Origin of the sequence: Paraburkholderia sp. PREW-6R (genome assembly GCF_039621805.1) — a bacterium.
In the GTDB taxonomy this organism is placed as follows: Bacteria; Pseudomonadota; Gammaproteobacteria; order Burkholderiales; family Burkholderiaceae; genus Paraburkholderia.
Genome location: NZ_CP155075.1, coordinates 447,951 through 463,175, shown reverse-complemented (window position 1 = coordinate 463,175; position 15,225 = coordinate 447,951). Strand labels below are relative to the sequence as shown.

General features: G+C 63.7%; 13 protein-coding genes. 9 read left to right on the top strand and 4 right to left on the bottom strand.

From position 1 onward, the window contains the following. Positions 1-59 precede the first annotated feature (59 nt). Both AAGS40_RS26655 and AAGS40_RS26650 read right to left on the bottom strand, forming a co-directional pair. The gene (locus tag AAGS40_RS26655; RefSeq protein ID WP_345817513.1) at positions 60-1,037 is read right to left on the bottom strand and encodes a substrate-binding domain-containing protein; all 978 of its coding nucleotides are present in this window, start codon (positions 1,035-1,037) and stop codon (positions 60-62) included. Positions 1,038-1,147: 110 nt separating this feature from the next. Continuing rightward, positions 1,148-2,575, bottom strand: a complete 1,428-nt coding sequence (locus tag AAGS40_RS26650; protein WP_345817512.1) for an FAD-binding oxidoreductase — start codon at positions 2,573-2,575, stop codon at positions 1,148-1,150. 201 nt (positions 2,576-2,776) lie between these two features. Here AAGS40_RS26650 and AAGS40_RS26645 point away from each other — a divergent pair, with 201 nt between their 5' ends. From AAGS40_RS26645 to AAGS40_RS26610, 8 genes are all read left to right on the top strand, one after another. After that, positions 2,777-3,421 (top strand): glucose-6-phosphate isomerase, encoded by a 645-nt coding sequence (locus tag AAGS40_RS26645; protein WP_345817511.1) that lies wholly within the window; start codon positions 2,777-2,779, stop codon positions 3,419-3,421. After that, positions 3,418-4,389 (top strand): shikimate dehydrogenase, encoded by a 972-nt coding sequence (locus AAGS40_RS26640; protein WP_345817510.1) that lies wholly within the window; start codon positions 3,418-3,420, stop codon positions 4,387-4,389. Before AAGS40_RS26645 ends, AAGS40_RS26640 begins: the two co-directional genes overlap by 4 nt. 32 nt (positions 4,390-4,421) lie before the next feature. After that, positions 4,422-5,195, top strand: coding sequence for an SDR family oxidoreductase (locus tag AAGS40_RS26635; protein WP_345817509.1), 774 nt, complete (start codon positions 4,422-4,424; stop codon positions 5,193-5,195). 2 nt (positions 5,196-5,197) lie between these two features. Next, positions 5,198-6,127: an MBL fold metallo-hydrolase gene (locus AAGS40_RS26630; RefSeq protein ID WP_345817508.1), complete on the top strand. Its 930-nt coding sequence runs from the start codon at positions 5,198-5,200 to the stop codon at positions 6,125-6,127. Between the two features lie 68 nt (positions 6,128-6,195). Further along, positions 6,196-7,767, top strand: coding sequence for an FGGY family carbohydrate kinase (locus AAGS40_RS26625; RefSeq protein WP_345817507.1), 1,572 nt, complete (start codon positions 6,196-6,198; stop codon positions 7,765-7,767). Then, complete coding sequence (locus AAGS40_RS26620) at positions 7,764-8,432, top strand: HAD family phosphatase (protein WP_345817506.1); 669 nt, start codon at positions 7,764-7,766, stop codon at positions 8,430-8,432. The genes AAGS40_RS26625 and AAGS40_RS26620 overlap by 4 nt, the downstream gene beginning before the upstream one ends. 14 nt (positions 8,433-8,446) lie before the next feature. Beyond that, positions 8,447-9,556, top strand: coding sequence for a glycerol dehydrogenase (locus AAGS40_RS26615; protein WP_345817505.1), 1,110 nt, complete (start codon positions 8,447-8,449; stop codon positions 9,554-9,556). After that, positions 9,553-10,320: an SDR family oxidoreductase gene (locus tag AAGS40_RS26610; protein WP_345817504.1), complete on the top strand. Its 768-nt coding sequence runs from the start codon at positions 9,553-9,555 to the stop codon at positions 10,318-10,320. Before AAGS40_RS26615 ends, AAGS40_RS26610 begins: the two co-directional genes overlap by 4 nt. Positions 10,321-11,172: 852 nt before the next feature. On the opposite strand, the gene AAGS40_RS26605 is transcribed toward AAGS40_RS26610, so the two are convergent. Both AAGS40_RS26605 and AAGS40_RS26600 read right to left on the bottom strand, forming a co-directional pair. Then, positions 11,173-12,813 (bottom strand): tannase/feruloyl esterase family alpha/beta hydrolase, encoded by a 1,641-nt coding sequence (locus tag AAGS40_RS26605; protein WP_345817503.1) that lies wholly within the window; start codon positions 12,811-12,813, stop codon positions 11,173-11,175. 265 nt (positions 12,814-13,078) lie between these two features. Beyond that, positions 13,079-14,371, bottom strand: coding sequence for an NAD(P)/FAD-dependent oxidoreductase (locus tag AAGS40_RS26600; RefSeq protein ID WP_345817502.1), 1,293 nt, complete (start codon positions 14,369-14,371; stop codon positions 13,079-13,081). A gap of 138 nt (positions 14,372-14,509) precedes the next feature. Here AAGS40_RS26600 and AAGS40_RS26595 point away from each other — a divergent pair, with 138 nt between their 5' ends. Continuing rightward, entirely contained in the window at positions 14,510-15,181 is a 672-nt protein-coding gene (locus AAGS40_RS26595; protein ID WP_345817501.1) for a TetR family transcriptional regulator, read from the top strand. Positions 15,182-15,225: the final 44 nt, after the last annotated feature.

Sequence of the window (15,225 nt, the reverse complement as noted above, 5' to 3'; positions counted from 1 at the left end):
CTCCACTCAGGCGCGCGCCGGCGGCTTGCCGGACGCGCGCATACAACGAGGAATGCGCGTCAGAAAATCGCTTTCGGGTTGTAGTACTTGTCGACGTTACCTTTCGAGATCGCAACCGCCGGCGTGTAGGTGACCTTCGGCACCGTGCCCGCCTGGCCCTTCGCGGCCTTCATGCCGACGTCGACGGCAGTACGCGCCACCAGCGCCGGATCGTTCAGCGCGGTCACGCCGTACTTGCCCTGCTTGATGAGCGCAAGCGCTTCTTTCTGGCCGTCCGCCGCGGCCACCAGCGTGATGCCGTCGCGGTTCGCGCTCTGGATTGCGCGGCGCGCGCCGAGCAACATGCTGTCGTTTTCGCTGAGCACCATGTTGATGTCCTTGTTGGCCACCAGCAGGTCTTCCATCGCTTTCAGGCCGCCTTCATCGGACCAGTTGCCCCAACCTTGTCCGACAATCTGGATGTTCGCCTTGCCGGTCTTTTCAAGCTGCGCTTCCACGATGCCGTCGAGCACGCCGTCCCGGCGTTCCTTGCCGACCGGATTGCCCTTTTCGCCGGACAGCAGAGCAATCTTCAGCGGCTTGTCGCCCAGGTTGTCGATCACCCAGCGGCCCACCAGCGCGCCATTCTGGCTGTTCGACGACTGCACGAGCGTCAGGTAGTTGGCCTTCGGGTCGAGCGTGCTGTCGAACACCACCACCTTCACGCCCGCCGCGCTTGCGGCGTTCACCGCGCCGACCAACGCTTCCGGGTCGGCCGGATCGATCAGCAGCACCTTGACGCCGCGCGTGACGAGGTCTTCCACGTCGGAAATCTGCTTGCCCATCTTGCCTTGCGCATCCGCAACGATCACATCCGCGCCGAGTTCCGACGCATGGGCCTTCGCCGATTCCATGGCTGCGGCGAAGTAAGGCGCGTTGAGAACCTTCATCGAAATGCCGACCTTCATCTTGTCGGCGGCGAATGCGGGCGACGCGGTCATGATTCCGGCTGCGGCCAACGCGGCCGCACAAAACAACTTCTGCATGAGACGCGACATGTCTCCTCCTCTTTTAGGTGTGTCACGCGATTAAGGTGCGCGTTATGCGCGATTTTTTCACTACGGACTACGTTGAATGCAGAACAAGGCGATGCAAGGCAATATAAGGACTAGCCGGCGAGCACTTTGCCGGGATTGAGAATGTTGCGTGGATCGAGCGCGGCCTTCACGGCGCGCATGGCCGCCAGTTCCGCCGGTGTACGCGACAGCGCCAGCACCTCGAGTTTCTTGGTGCCAATGCCATGTTCCGCCGACACCGAACCGTCCAGTTCGCCGGTCACGCCGTACACCACGCGCTTGACCTCGGCGGCCGCGCTCGCGGGCCAGTCCGCCTGGTGCACGACGATGTGCAGGTTGCCGTCGCCGAGATGGCCGTAGATCAGGACCGTCGCGTCGGGCCAATGCGCGCGCAGCCGTTGCTCGCAACGCTCGGCCGCAATGCCCACCTGCGCGACCGAAAAGCTCACGTCGAACGACACGCGGCCCGGAAGGTAGCGGCCATACTCGCCCGGCGCATCGCGTATCGCCCAGAACGCGGCCGCGTGCGCTTCGTTGGCGGCAAGCGCCGCGTCTTCGAGCGTGCCCGCTTCGAGCATGTCCGCGAGAAACGTTTCGAACACCACCGTCTGTCCTTCCGGGTCGGCGCCACTGCTTTCGAGCAATACATAGAACGCGTGACGGCCGGCGAGCGGCGCGCGCAGTTCGGGCAGGCGCCATAGCACGAAGTCGTAGTAGCCCGGCCACATCACCTCGAATGCGGAGACGCCTGCGGGCAGACGTTCCTGCGCGAGCCGCAGCAGCGTGGTAACGCTCTCGTAGTCCGGCACCCCGCACCACGCCGTGGACACCGCGCGCGGCTTGGGGCGCAGCCGCAATACCGCGCGCGTCATGACGCCGAGCGTCCCTTCGCTGCCAATCAGCAGATTTCTCAGGTCATAGCCCGTGTTGTTCTTGATCATCTTGCGCAGACCGCCAACCACGCTGCCGTCCGCGAGCACGGCTTCCACGTCGAGCACCTGCTCGCGCATCATGCCGTAGCGAATCACGCGGTTGCCGCCTGCGTTCGTGCCGAGATTGCCGCCAATCGTCGCGCTGCCGCGTGCGCCGAGGTCCAGCGGAAACATGAAGCCGGCCGCGTCGGCGGCTTCCTGGACTTTCTGCAGCGGCGTGCCGGCTTGCACAGTGATGGTCGCGCTTACCGGGTCGATTTCCTCGACCGCATTCATCAGTTCCAGGCTCAGCGCGACTTCGCCGCCGAGCACGCACGCGCCGCCCGCTAAACCCGTCAGACCGCCCTGCGTCACTACCGGCCAATGGTGCTCGTGACAGATGCGCAGCGCGGTCGAAACCTGTTCCGTCGTGCGCGGCCGCACGAGCGCAATGGGTTCCGCGCACGGCATGCGGCTCGAATCGGCATGCTTGCGGCCGGCGAAGTCGGCCGGCAGGCTCACCACACTTGCACCCAGCGCCACGCGCAGTGCCTGCGCGACTCTCGCTGTTTTCGCTTCGTCGCGCGCCACTTCGGACGTTTCCCGCATAGCTTTTCTCTCCGCGTTCCAGCGTGCTGTGCAACGTCGTGTCGCACCGCATGTAAGAACATATACGATAGTGTTGCAATCATTATATTTGCAAAAATTGCGTTTTAATCTAGTGAAAACCCGTATATTCGTTTGTTTCGCAAACTATATCATTATCAACACTAACGTTTGATTGATGTCAATTTCAGGGAGAGACGCATCATGCAATGGCCCGAACCGCGTTCGTTCGAGGTGAATCTGGAGACCGGACTGATGACCGGCACGGATTCGCACTACAAGAAACGTCTTGGCGACCTGGCCGGCCTGTACGCCGATGCGGCCGCGTTCGAGTCGCTCGCCGCGGCGCGCGGTGGCGAGGTCGTGTATGAGGTCACGGACCACCGGCCGAATGCCGAACCGGGCGATCTGATTACGGGCGTGACGCGCATGAGCGCGGGCAAGGTGGGCAACGAGTACTTCATGACGCGCGGACACATTCACGCGAAGATCGACCGCCCCGAGTTGTACTTCGGGCTCAAGGGGCGTGGCCTCATGCTGATGGAATCGCCGGACGGCGACACGCGCATCGTCGAAATCCAGGCCAATACGGTTTGCTATGTGCCGCCGCGCTGGATTCATCGCTCCGTGAATCTGGGCGACAGCGACTTCGTGATGCTGTTCTGCTATCCCGCCGACTCCGGGCAGGACTACGAAATCATCGAGCGCTCGAATGGCATGCGTGAGCGCATCGTGGCCAACGGCGACGGCGGCTGGCGCAGCGAGCAGAATCCCGAGTGGCGCCCCCGCACCCTCGAGGAAATCGAGGCGCTCGTGTCGCGCCATCAGGAACCGGAGCAAGTGCGATGAGCTATACGGCAGCCACCCGACCCACGTTCTACTTCATTGGCGTGACCACCGCGCAGAGTTCGATCATGCGGGTGTTTCCCGAGTGGGCGCGTCATCTCGGCCTCGGCGACGTGGAGATGAAGGGCATCGACTTCCCGCTGCACGCGAGCGGCCACGCGTATCGCGAAGCGGTGCAATTCCTGCGCGACGATCCGCTCTCGCTCGGCGCGCTCGTGACCACGCACAAGATCGACCTGTACGCGGCGTGCCAGGATCTGTTCGACGAGATCGACCCGCACGCCCGCATCATGGGCGAGACGAGCTGCCTGTCAAAACGCGACGGCAAGTTCATCTGCCACGCGAAAGACCCGATCACGTCCGGTCTTGCGCTCGACGGTTTCCTGCCGCCCGATCACTTCGCTCGCACTGGCGCCGAAGTCTTTTCGATGGGCGCGGGCGGCTCGACCATCGCGCTCACGTGGCATCTGATGCAAAAGAGCCGTGGCGCAAACCGTCCGTCGCGCATTGTCGTGTCGAACCGCTCAGCAGGGCGGCTCGAAGAGATCGAGCGCATTCACCGCGAACTGAACCTCGGCGTGCCGTGCGAGTACGTGGTCGCGCCGCGCGCGCAGGACAACGACAGCGTGCTCGCGCGGCTCTCGCCCGGCGCGCTGGTGATCAACGCGACGGGGCTCGGCAAGGACGCGCCCGGTTCGCCTTTGACCGACGAGGGACGCTTTCCCGAACGCGCGATTGCATGGGACCTGAACTATCGCGGCAACCTGGTGTTTCTCGACCAGGCGCGCGCGCAGGAACACGCGCGCCATCTGCAAGTGGAAGACGGCTGGACGTATTTCATCTATGGCTGGACTCGCGTGATCGCCGAGGTGTTTCATATCGACATTCCCACGCGCGGCCCGGCGTTCGACGAAATCTGCCGCATTGCCGCCGCAGCGGGCAAGCCCGCACCCGCAAAGCCGGCCGCGTGACATCCCACCCAATCTGACTGGAAAAATCGACGATGTATCTCGACAAATTTCGCCTCGACGGCAAGCTTGCGGTGGTGACCGGCGCGGCCCGCGGCATCGGCTTCGCGATCTCGGAGGCGTTGACGCAGGCGGGCGCGCGCGTCGTGCTGACCGACATGCATCAGGGCGCACTCGACGAAGCCGTGGCGAAGCTGAGCGCCGCCGGCGCGACGGTTGAGCGCGAACTGCTCGACGTGACGGACGTGGCTGCCGTGCAGCGCGTGCACGACGCCGTGATCGCGCGGCATGGGCGCGTCGACATTCTCGTGAATAACGCGGGCATCGCCATTTCGAATCATCCCGCCGAAACCATGACGGACGAAGTCTGGGACCGCGTGATCGACGTCAATCTGAACGGCGTGTTCCGCTGCTGCCGCGCGTTCGGCAAAAGCATGCTGGACCACGGCGGCGGCAGCATCGTCAACGTGGGGTCGATGTCGGGCTTTGTGGTGAACCGGCCGCAGGAACAGGCGAACTACAACGCGTCGAAAGCGGCGGTGCATCACCTGACACGCTCGCTCGCGGCGGAATGGGGTGCGCGCGGCGTGCGCGTGAACGCGGTCGCGCCCACCTATATCGACACCGAAATGAACAAATACGTGTACGAGGACCCGGAGATGTACCGCCACTGGGTCGGCGGCACGCCGATGAACCGCCTTGGCCGCGTCGACGAGGTGGCGTCCGTGGTGCTGTTTCTCGCCAGCGAAGCGGCCAGCCTGATGACCGGTTCGATCGTCCTCGCGGACGGCGGCTACGTCTGCTGGTGAGCATGGACACCGCCACACTTTCCGTCGATGTGGATACGTTCGAGATGCCGCTCGCCCGGCATCTCGCCGGTGACGTCGTGCAGGCGGCGGGCGAGTTCGTGCCGCGCCCGCCCGCCGGCGGCGTCGCGCTGAACTGGCTCGGTCAGGCCGGTTTCGTGATTCAGGCAGCGGGTTTGCGTCTGCTCATCGATCCGTATCTGTCGGATTCGCTCGCGCGCAAGTATCGCGGCACGCACTACCCGCACGAGCGCATGATGGCCGCGCCCGTCACGCCGGAGGACTTCGACCGCGTGGACCTCGTGCTGTGCACGCACCGCCATACGGACCACATGGATCCGGATACGCTGCAACCGCTCGCGCGGCGTTTTCCCCAACTGCGTTTCGTAGTGCCCGCCGCGACACTCGACGAGGCGGTCAAACGCTGCGGCGTGGACGCTTCACGTCTGATTCCGGTCGATGCTGGCGAACGCGTGGGGCCGCTTCCCGGCGTATTCGTCGCGCCGATCGCCTCCGCGCATGAAACGCTCGACGTCGATGCGCAAGGCCGCCATGTGTGGCTAGGCTATGTGGTCGACATGGCGGGCGTGCGGCTCTACCACTCCGGCGACTGCGTCCCCTATGATGGACTGTCCGCGAGCGTGGCCGCGTTGAAGCCGCATCTCGCGCTCCTGCCCGTGAACGGCCGGGACGACGAGCGCAGCGGTCACGGCGTGCCCGGCAACTTCACGCTCGACGAAGCCGTGACGCTGTGCAAGGACGCGGGCGTGCGCGCGATGATCGCGCATCATCACGGCCTGTTCGAATTCAATACGATCGAACCGGGCGCGATCGACCAGCGCATTGTCGAGGAACGCGGCGCGCTGGCGCTGTATCGCGCGCGTACGCAATGCACGTGGCGAGTACGCGCGGGGGGCGACACCCCTTCTGTCTGAGCCGCGGCCCGCAAGGCACGAGCGGCCCGAACCATTCGAACCATCAGAACCACCCGAACGATCAGAACATGACGGAGACAACGACTTACCTTGCGATCGACGTCGGTACCGGCAGCGTGCGCGCCGCGCTCGTGGATGCCGCCGGCAAGATCCGCCGCCTCGCGGCCCGCGAGCACGAACAGATCGTGCCGCGCTATGGCTGGTCTGAACAGCGTCCGCTCGCCTGGTGGGCGGGCGCCGTGGACGCGATCCGCGAAGTGCTGGCCGCCGAACCCGGCAGCGCCGCGCATATCGCGGCCATCTGCGCGTGCGGCCAGATGCACGGCACGGTGCTGATCGACGAAAACGGCGAACTCACGCGCGACGCCTCGCCGCTGTGGAACGACAAGCGCTCGGCGCCGCAAGTGGAAGCGTTTCGCGACCGCTACCGCACCGGCGGCGGCACGCACGACATTCGCCACGACTACCTCGCACGCACGGCGAATCCGCCTACCGCCGCGTGGCCCGCGTTCAAGCTGCAATGGTTTCGCGATCACGAACCCGCCGCTTATGAGCGCGCCGCCACCGTGTTCATGCCGAAAGACTATGTGAACTTCCGGCTGACCGGCGAGCGGGCATGCGACTGGAGCGACGCGTCCATGATGTTCCTGATGGACCCGCGAAGCCGCACGTGGTCCGCTGCGATGTTCGACGAACTCGGGCTCGACATCCGCAAGATGCCGCCCATCCGCGCGCCGCAGGAACTGCTCGGCCATGTGACGAAGGCGGCCGCCGAGGCGACCGGTCTGCGCGAAGGAACGCCGGTGCTCGTCGGCGCGGCGGACTATCCAGCCTCCGTGCTGGGCTCCGGCGTATTCGAGCCGGGTCTCGCCTCGGACATCACGGGTACGTCGTCGATCATCACCGTGATTGCGGAGACCCCGATGCTGCACCCGGAAGTCTCCAACGTCGCCACATGCGAAGGCCTGTGGGGCCGCTTCACGCTGCTCGATTCGGGCGGCGACGCGATGCGTTGGGCACGTCGCGCGTTCCATGAAAATACCCTGTCGTACGACGCCGTGGCCCGCAAGGCGGCCGAGGCGCCGGTCGGCTGCAAAGGGCTGTTCTTCCTGCCGTATCTGACCGGCGAGCGTTTCGGCGACCACCCTAATTCGCGCGCGCAGTTCTTTGGCATTGCGGCAGGGCACGGGCTCGCGCATCTGCACCGCGCGGTACTCGAAGGCGTTGCGTTCGGCGTGCGCCGCCACATGAAGATGATTCAACCCGAGGGCGTGCCGATCGAACGGCTGGTGGCGGCGAGCGGAGGCGCGAAGGCGGCGCTGTGGCTCGACATCAAGGCGAGCATGTACCGCACGCCCATTCTCGTGCCGGCCGAAGTGGAATCTGGCGTGATGGGCTGTGCATTGCTCGCCGCCACGGCGTCCGGTCAGTTCGCAACGCTCCGCGACGCGGTCCGCGCCTTCGTTCGCTTCGAGCGCGAAGTGCAGCCGGACCCACGCGCAAGCGATGTCTATGACCGCATGATGCCGATCTTCGAACGCCTGTACGTGAACGCGCAGCAGTTCTACGACGATCTCGACAGCTTGCAGGACACGTCCGCCGCGCGGGCCGTGCCGGAACCGCAAGGAGTGAATGAATGAGCAGGTTGCCACAGGCGATTCTCTGGGACATGGACGGCACGCTTGCCCTGAGCGAGCCGCTGCATATGCGGACCCTTCTCGCCGCGCTGGCGCACCACGGCGTGACTGCTGGCGACGAACTGCACCCGCTGATGTTCGGCCAGACCGGCAAGGCAGTGCACCGGATCGTGCAGGAGCGCTTTGGCATTCAAACCGGCTTTCACGACTGGTCCGCCTATCGCGCCGCGCGCTACGTGGCCGAAGCGCCGCAGCTTGTGCCGCGTCCGGGCGCGCTGGAAGTGTGGCACGCCGCGCGGGCCGCGGGTCTGCGGCAGGCGATCGTGTCGAATGCCGGGCGCATGTTGCTGGAAGCCAATCTGAATGCACTCGGCCTGCAGGCGCCTGAGTTGATCTCTGTCAGCGCGAACGACGTGCGCCACGGCAAGCCGGACCCCGAGCCCTATCTGCGCGCCGCCTATCTGCTCGACGTGGACGCGGCCGACGCGGTCGCCATTGAAGACAGTCCCACAGGCGCGCAGGCCGCATTGGCTGCGGGCATGCGCGTGATCGGCTGGCCAGCCGAGAAAGAGCACGTGAGCCTGTTCGCGCGACAAGTGGAGCTGGTGCACGGCGCCGGCGAACTTGCGGCCGCGCTGGGCCTTTCCCTCGATCTCCCGACACGCTAAAAGGTACCGACACCATGCTGAAAACCAGTATCTTCCCTTCGCGTTACGTGCAGGGCGCACGCGCGCTCGACACGCTCGACGCGGAACTCGCCAGGCTGGGCACGCGCGCAGCCTGTCTCGTGGACGCGAATGTCGCGAGTCTGATCGAGCCCGCGGTTGAACGCGCCGACCAGGTCGCGCTGCAGGTGCGCCGCGTGAATGCCGCCTGCACCGAGCGCGCCGTCGCGGAGACCGCCGACTGGGTCCGCACGACCGGCGCGGATATCGTGGTTTCGTTCGGCGGCGGTAAGGTGATCGACACGGGCCGCGCGGCGGCGGACGACCTTCGTCTGCCGTTCGTATGCGTGCCGACCATCGCGGCGTCCGACGCCCCCTGCAGCGCGCTCGCCGTGATCTACGACGACGAAGGGCGCGTGGTCCGCGACCGCTTCGTGCGGCGCAATCCGGATCTCGTGCTGCTCGACACGGACCTGATCGTGCGGGCGCCGGTCCGATTTTTTATCGCCGGCATTGGCGACGCGCTCGCCACGTACTACGAAGCCGACGCCTGCCGCCGCGCCTACGCGGGCAATCTGTGCGGCGGCCGCGGCACCGCGCTCGCTTTCGAAGCTGCGCGGCTTTGCCGCGACATGCTGTTCGCGCACGCGCCGCAAGCGGTCGCCGACTGCCGCGCGCAACTCGTCACGCCCGACTTCGACGCGACGCTCGAAGCGACCGTCCTGCTGTCCGGAATCGGATTCGAGTCGGGCGGCGTGGCCGCCGCCCACGCGATTCATCACGGCCTTGCCGATCTGCCGTCATCGCACAGTCTTCTGCATGGGGAGAAAGTAGCGATCGGGGTGCTGGCGTCGCTCTTTCTCTCGACCGTTGCCGACGACGAACGCGACCGCGTCTTCTCTTTCTGCCGGGCGGTCGGTCTGCCCACGCGGCTCGAGCAGATCCATGTCGACGCGACCGACACCGCCGCGCTGCACACCGTCGCGGCACGCGCGTGCCGTGCGGGCGAAATCATTCACAACGAGCCGTATCCCGTCGAACCCGCGATGGTAGTCGCCGCGCTGAGAGCGATGGATAGCTACGGCGCGCGCATGGAAGCGGCGCGTAAATCGGAGGCGCAGACATGAGCATGTTTGAGACCCAGCATCTGAACGCGTTTCGACCTGGCCTCTTCGATGGCAAGAGCGTGCTGGTTTCAGGCGCGACGAGCGGCATCGGGCTCGCCATTGCCGAAGGTTTTGCTTCGCTCGGCGCGCAGGTGATCGCAACCGGCAGTTCGCTGGCGAAGCTGGACATCCTGCGTGCAGATTCGACGCGGTCGCCGATTCGCTTCGCCCAACTCGACGTGCGGAATGCGGAAGCGATCCAGTCGTTCCTCTCAGGCCTCGACACGCTCGACGTGCTCGTGAACGCGGCGGGCGTCGCGCGTCCGTTCGACGAATACCGCGACGACGTGTTCCGCGAAGTGCTCGACGTGAATCTCACGGCGGCCATGCGTCTGACCATGGCCGCGCGGCCGCAGCTCGAACGCGCGAAAGGCTGTGTGATCAATGTTGCGTCCATGCTCAGCTATATCGCGGATGTGGAAGTGCCCGCTTATTGCGCGAGCAAAACCGGCGTGCTGGGCCTCACGCGCTCGCTCGCGCATGCATTCGGGGCGGCAGGCGTGCGCATCAATGCAATCGCGCCGGGCTACCACCGCACCGACATGACGCGCCCGCTGTGGGAATCGCCGGTCGCCGCGGATAAGATCGCCGCGCGCTCCGCGCTCAAGCGTTGGGGTGAAGCCGAGGATCTGGTGGGCGCGACGCTCTTTCTCGCGTCGCCTGGCGCGGCGTTCATTACGGGCGTGACGTTGCCAGTGGATGGGGGGTATGTAAGCGGGAGCTAGGGCGGCCGGGCAACGGGATGACGGCCGGCGCGCCGGATGCCGACAAGTTCAGGTGTTCGCTTCAGCGCCGGCTATCGCCGCCAGACAGTGACCGGCCAGAAGCGGTCAGTCGACACCGGGGCCTCAATCGCCGACAATCGGCGCAGACTGACGCAGGACGCAACCTGCATTAGCACCGGATCCACACATGACTGTGAACCGCTGAGTCGCGCCACATCCGCGATAATCGGTCAAACCGTCACCTTGTCATCTGACGCCAAGACTCTCAAAGGTATCGGCAAAAGCTCCACGAACATCACACATTGGGTCATCATTCGAAAAGGCATGCAGGTCTGACAGCCGGTATCGCCCACAATGCGGTCACTTTAATTTTATATCGTCCATGCGCGTAAGCCAGCGAAGTAAGCAAGCTCCTTCGACCATCAACATCGCAAGCCTCGCGGACAAGGGCAATGAATCAGCGTTTCGCGACTTCATGGCGGAACTCTTTGTGCATCGTGGCAATCGCGGCGGCAGTGGCGTTCAAGCCCGTGTCCGCACTAACGAGCGATCCGGGATAGGTCGGTCGCGTTTCGCGCACCAGGGGCGTACGAGGACATCTGGCTGTCGAAGTAGCATCCTTTCGACTGATCGAAGCTTTGGCAGCACTCACTCAGAACGAGCCTTTTCGAGCGACACGAACATCTATCGTCGGAACTCTTGAACGTTTCTACGTGTTAGCACCTCCGTGAGTGAGCATCCGCACAGCGCGCATAGCTTTGCGTGCAACTACCATTCATTGCGCAAAGTCTTCGGATCATGACATGGCCCGCAGAATCATACGGTTTGACGAAGAAGCAATGCCCGAGATACTCACACGCAGGACCAGCTTGCGGCGGCGTTCACGTCTCCTCCTCCGGAATAGTGCGGAGCCTTAGGATAGAGGCAGACCGGCAAGCTGCGCTGCGTGCTGGCGGAGGTGGTGAACGTATAGGTCAGTTGTGTGGGCGCCGTGCCCTGCTCCACCCACGCTATGATGGCACTCGTCCAATCGACGCTGTTGGGGAGCGCCAGATTCGCGCCCAGTCCGTGTGAATTTGCCGGTACCATGAACAGCCTCGTCCCAGTGGTCGGATCGGCTATGCCCATGTTTTTGATCAGCGCAGTGAGCTTGGCATCATTGCGTGCGTGATCATTCGGAGACAGCAGGTTATCGCCTAGGTCATGCCACGAGATCAACTTTTTGCCCGAGGCGACGAATTTCGCAATAGCGGACAGATCATGATCCGCACTAGTCGACTGGAGGCCCGCCTGAAGAGCCGGGTAGTCGGTATTGACGTCGAAAGTTGCCTGCCTGGCCGTCGTCAGCCATGACGGATCGCCGGTGGCGATCAACGCAAAGCCGCCTCCGAGTAATCCGTATTGAGAGCCGAAGGCGGAATAGTCGGACCAGTTCATACCGGCGTACAGGACCGTTCCATCAGAAAGAGTGAGCGTGGACTGATACGTCTTCAGCGTCTGCACCTGAGCTGCAGAAAGACACACGGAAGGGTCGGTACTTGCGCTCGAAAGGCCGCATTGCAGTTGCGCGGGATCAAACTTGCAAGCAGCCGGGTTCGCGAGGTAATTGTCAGCGGCGCCATCTTCGGTATCGCACGCCGCAACCGCCTTTGCGTAGGCACCCTGGTATTGAGCGGTGGTAAGGCCCGTATTGGTAGCATTGCGTTGCCCAATGGTCAGCCAGAAAGCCGTCTGGGTTGCCATGTCTTCTGTTTCACAGCCCGCAACGACGCCGTCAAAATCATTTGGCCATCGCTGTGCCGCGATATAGCCCTCGCGGCCGCCGTTGGAGCAGCCGTTGAAGTAGCGATGCGTTGCTGGCGTTTTATAGAAGGCGTTGATGACGGCCTTGGCGAAACCTAGCGTGGTGCCTACTGACTGGTATGCGTAATCAGTCGCCGACAATTGAGCATCGGACGTTCCTGTCGCCCACACTGCGGGGGCAGCCTCTGAGGGTATGCTGGCGCGATTGCCTCCGTTAGAGGCTGCATAGACCGCCGCCCATTTTGCAAGCGGCGGCGATACAGCTGTGATCGAATTATTCGTGATCGTGAAAGCGGTCGGAATTGTTCCATCGAACCCGCCGCCGCCGTTCTGCCAATAGCGCCCGGACCAGTTGTCAGGCACGTCGACTTCGATGTCGAGATAGGGAGCCCGTGTCCCGCTTACCTTGCAAATGCCAGCCGTGGTGACGTTCGTGATGGCCTCAATCCGCGTGGCCGACGTAACCGTCACGCCGGCCAGAACCTGCCCGGTGAGCGCAGCGCACGTAGCGGTGAGTTGAGCCACCGTCGGACTCGCGGGTTGGGCGGGTGGGTGGTCGATACTGCTACCGCATGCGGAGAGAAATAGTGTTTCAGCGAGCGCCGCAATCAAAAGCGGCATCATGCCTCGCCCTTTCTTCGAGCGCCGGACTGATGGAGAAAAAACTCGGGCACTCAGGCGGGCAAACATAATTTTCTCCATAAGGACAACAACGTTTCGCCCACCCGACCGGTCGGTCGGGAAATCGATCGACTCAGAATATCTGGGAAGCGTTCTGGAAAGAACGCGCGTTAACCCTCTGCTCAGCGCGGAAGCGACGTAATGCGCGAAGCCGGTGTTCTGGCGTCTCGGATGCCAGATGTTCTCGTTGCGCGGGGCCAGTCGAGGGTCTCCATAGCAATGTCGGCCGTCACGGATTGATCCATGGGTAGTCCTGTCGAACCTCAGGCGGCGTTCAGCTGAGCCTTATCTTCGGCCGCACGAGGTCGTTGATCCGCTCGGCAGTCCACAACGTCATGGCCTTGCCGAAACCGTGCAAAGCCTGCTGATGTTGCCGGTAGAGCATGGCGTGACTGAGCTGCGCGAATCGGCCCTTGATAAACCCGCCACGGAAGAACCCGAACTGCCCGAGCGTCCCAAAGGCGTTGTAATCGCTTAGCGACACCAGTGCGCCGAAGTCGTGGAATGCAAAGTCGGGCAATGAGCCGCCGCCGAGCCACGTCGGCAAGTGCCTGGCGAGATGTTGGGCCTGTTGCGTGGCGACTTGCGCGGTGGGTGCGAGAGGACGTTCATTGCCGGCGAGCGTCAACGTCGAGCAATCGCCGAGGGCAAACAGTGTGTCGTCTTCCTGCGACTGCAGCGTCGGCCTGACCGCGATCTGATTGGAACGATTGCTCTCGATCCCATCCAGGTTGCCCAGAAAATCGGAGGCCTTGACGCCCGCTGCCCAGACCATCAAATCTGCCGGCTGTTTGCTGCCGTCGTCCAACTGGAGTCCGTCGGGTTCGGCGGCGGTCACTCGCGTGCGCGTTCGCACCGTGAAGCCGATATGCCGCAGCTGTGCCTCGCTCGATTCCGACACCGCCTGCGGAAATGCCGCGAGGATGCGTGGTGCGCTTTCAAAAAGCGTCAGGTTCAGGCGTGAGCGGATGTGAGGATCGCCATAGCTCGCGGCCACTTCGAGCAGGCGGCTCAGTTCGGCCGCCAGTTCAACGCCGGTCGCGCCGGCGCCGACGATTGACACGCGCAGCGGACTGTTCGTCACAACGCTCTGGAAGATGCGGATACGCAGTGCTTCGTTAAAGGCTTCAGCTTGCGCCTGGCTGTCGATGAAATGGCAATGATCGAGTACGCCTCGCGTCCCGAAGTCGTTGGCGCGACTGCCTAACGCAAGAATGAGCACATCGTATTCAACCGTGCGTGGTCCGATCACGATCTCACCCGAAGGCGAACGCAGTGCAGCCAGCTTCACCACACGTGCATTGCGATCCAGTCCTTCCATTTCGCCCGGCTGGTAGTTGAAGCCGTGATCGCGGGCGTGGGCGAGATAGATGACCTGCTGTTGCTGCACATCGCGAGTGCCGGCCGCGATTGTGTGCAGCATGGGCTTCCAGATGTGGGTTGCGCTTTTGTCGATCAATGTGACCTGAGCGCGGCCGCTGCGGGCCAGTGTGTTGCCCAGCTTCGTCGCGAGCAGAAGTCCAGCGATACCGCCACCGACGATGACGATCCGGGTGGTCTTGTGCATGGTTAAATATTCTACGCGTGATGAATAATTACGATGCTACGGTTTCGCACGGTTCATGTCAAACCGCGACCGCCGAAATGCGCGGGCCGGGACCCGTTAAAATTCTGGACTCTCCACGAACACGATCTACCGTTGCCGATGAAACATCCTACCGATCAAGCACAGCGCGGCGCGACGAATCCCACGCCGCGTCGATCGCGCGGCCGTCCAGCGTGCAACGACGCGGGCGGCGCCGACGCATTGCTTCGCAGCGCCCGAGGGGCGTTCGCGAAGAGAGGCTATGAGGCGGCAAGCGTGCGCGAAATCGCCAGGGCCTCGGGTGTCGACCCCGCGCTGGTTGCGCATCATTACGGCTCGAAAGAAGCGCTGTGGATCGCCGTGGTGGACCAGATCGCCGACGAAGCGGCGCCCATGGTTGCGAAAATCGCCGCATTACGGCAGCGTTCGAATTCGGCGCCGCGAGCGCGCGTGGAGAGCGCCGTATCGATACTGATCGACCAGGTGTTCCTGTCGCCCGACGTCGGCATGTTCTTTTCGACTGCCGCAACCGAGACGGGCGATCGCCTCGACCTTCTCATCGAGCGGGTGGTGCGACCGTTTCGTGACGCGTTCGTGCCGTTGGTCGTCGATGCGATCGACGCAGGTGAGATTTCGCGGCAGGATCCCGACATCATGTTCATGATGCTCGCCAATGGCATCAGCAAAACTGTCGCCTATAGCCACGTGCTGAGCCCCTTCTCTTCCTTGCCGCGGCACGCCAACAAATTTAAGCGTGCCGTGCTGACGACTGCTTTAGCCATGCTCGGCTGAATCTGCTGTAAAGCTTGGTTGTATGGTGCGCGAGAATTCCAGTT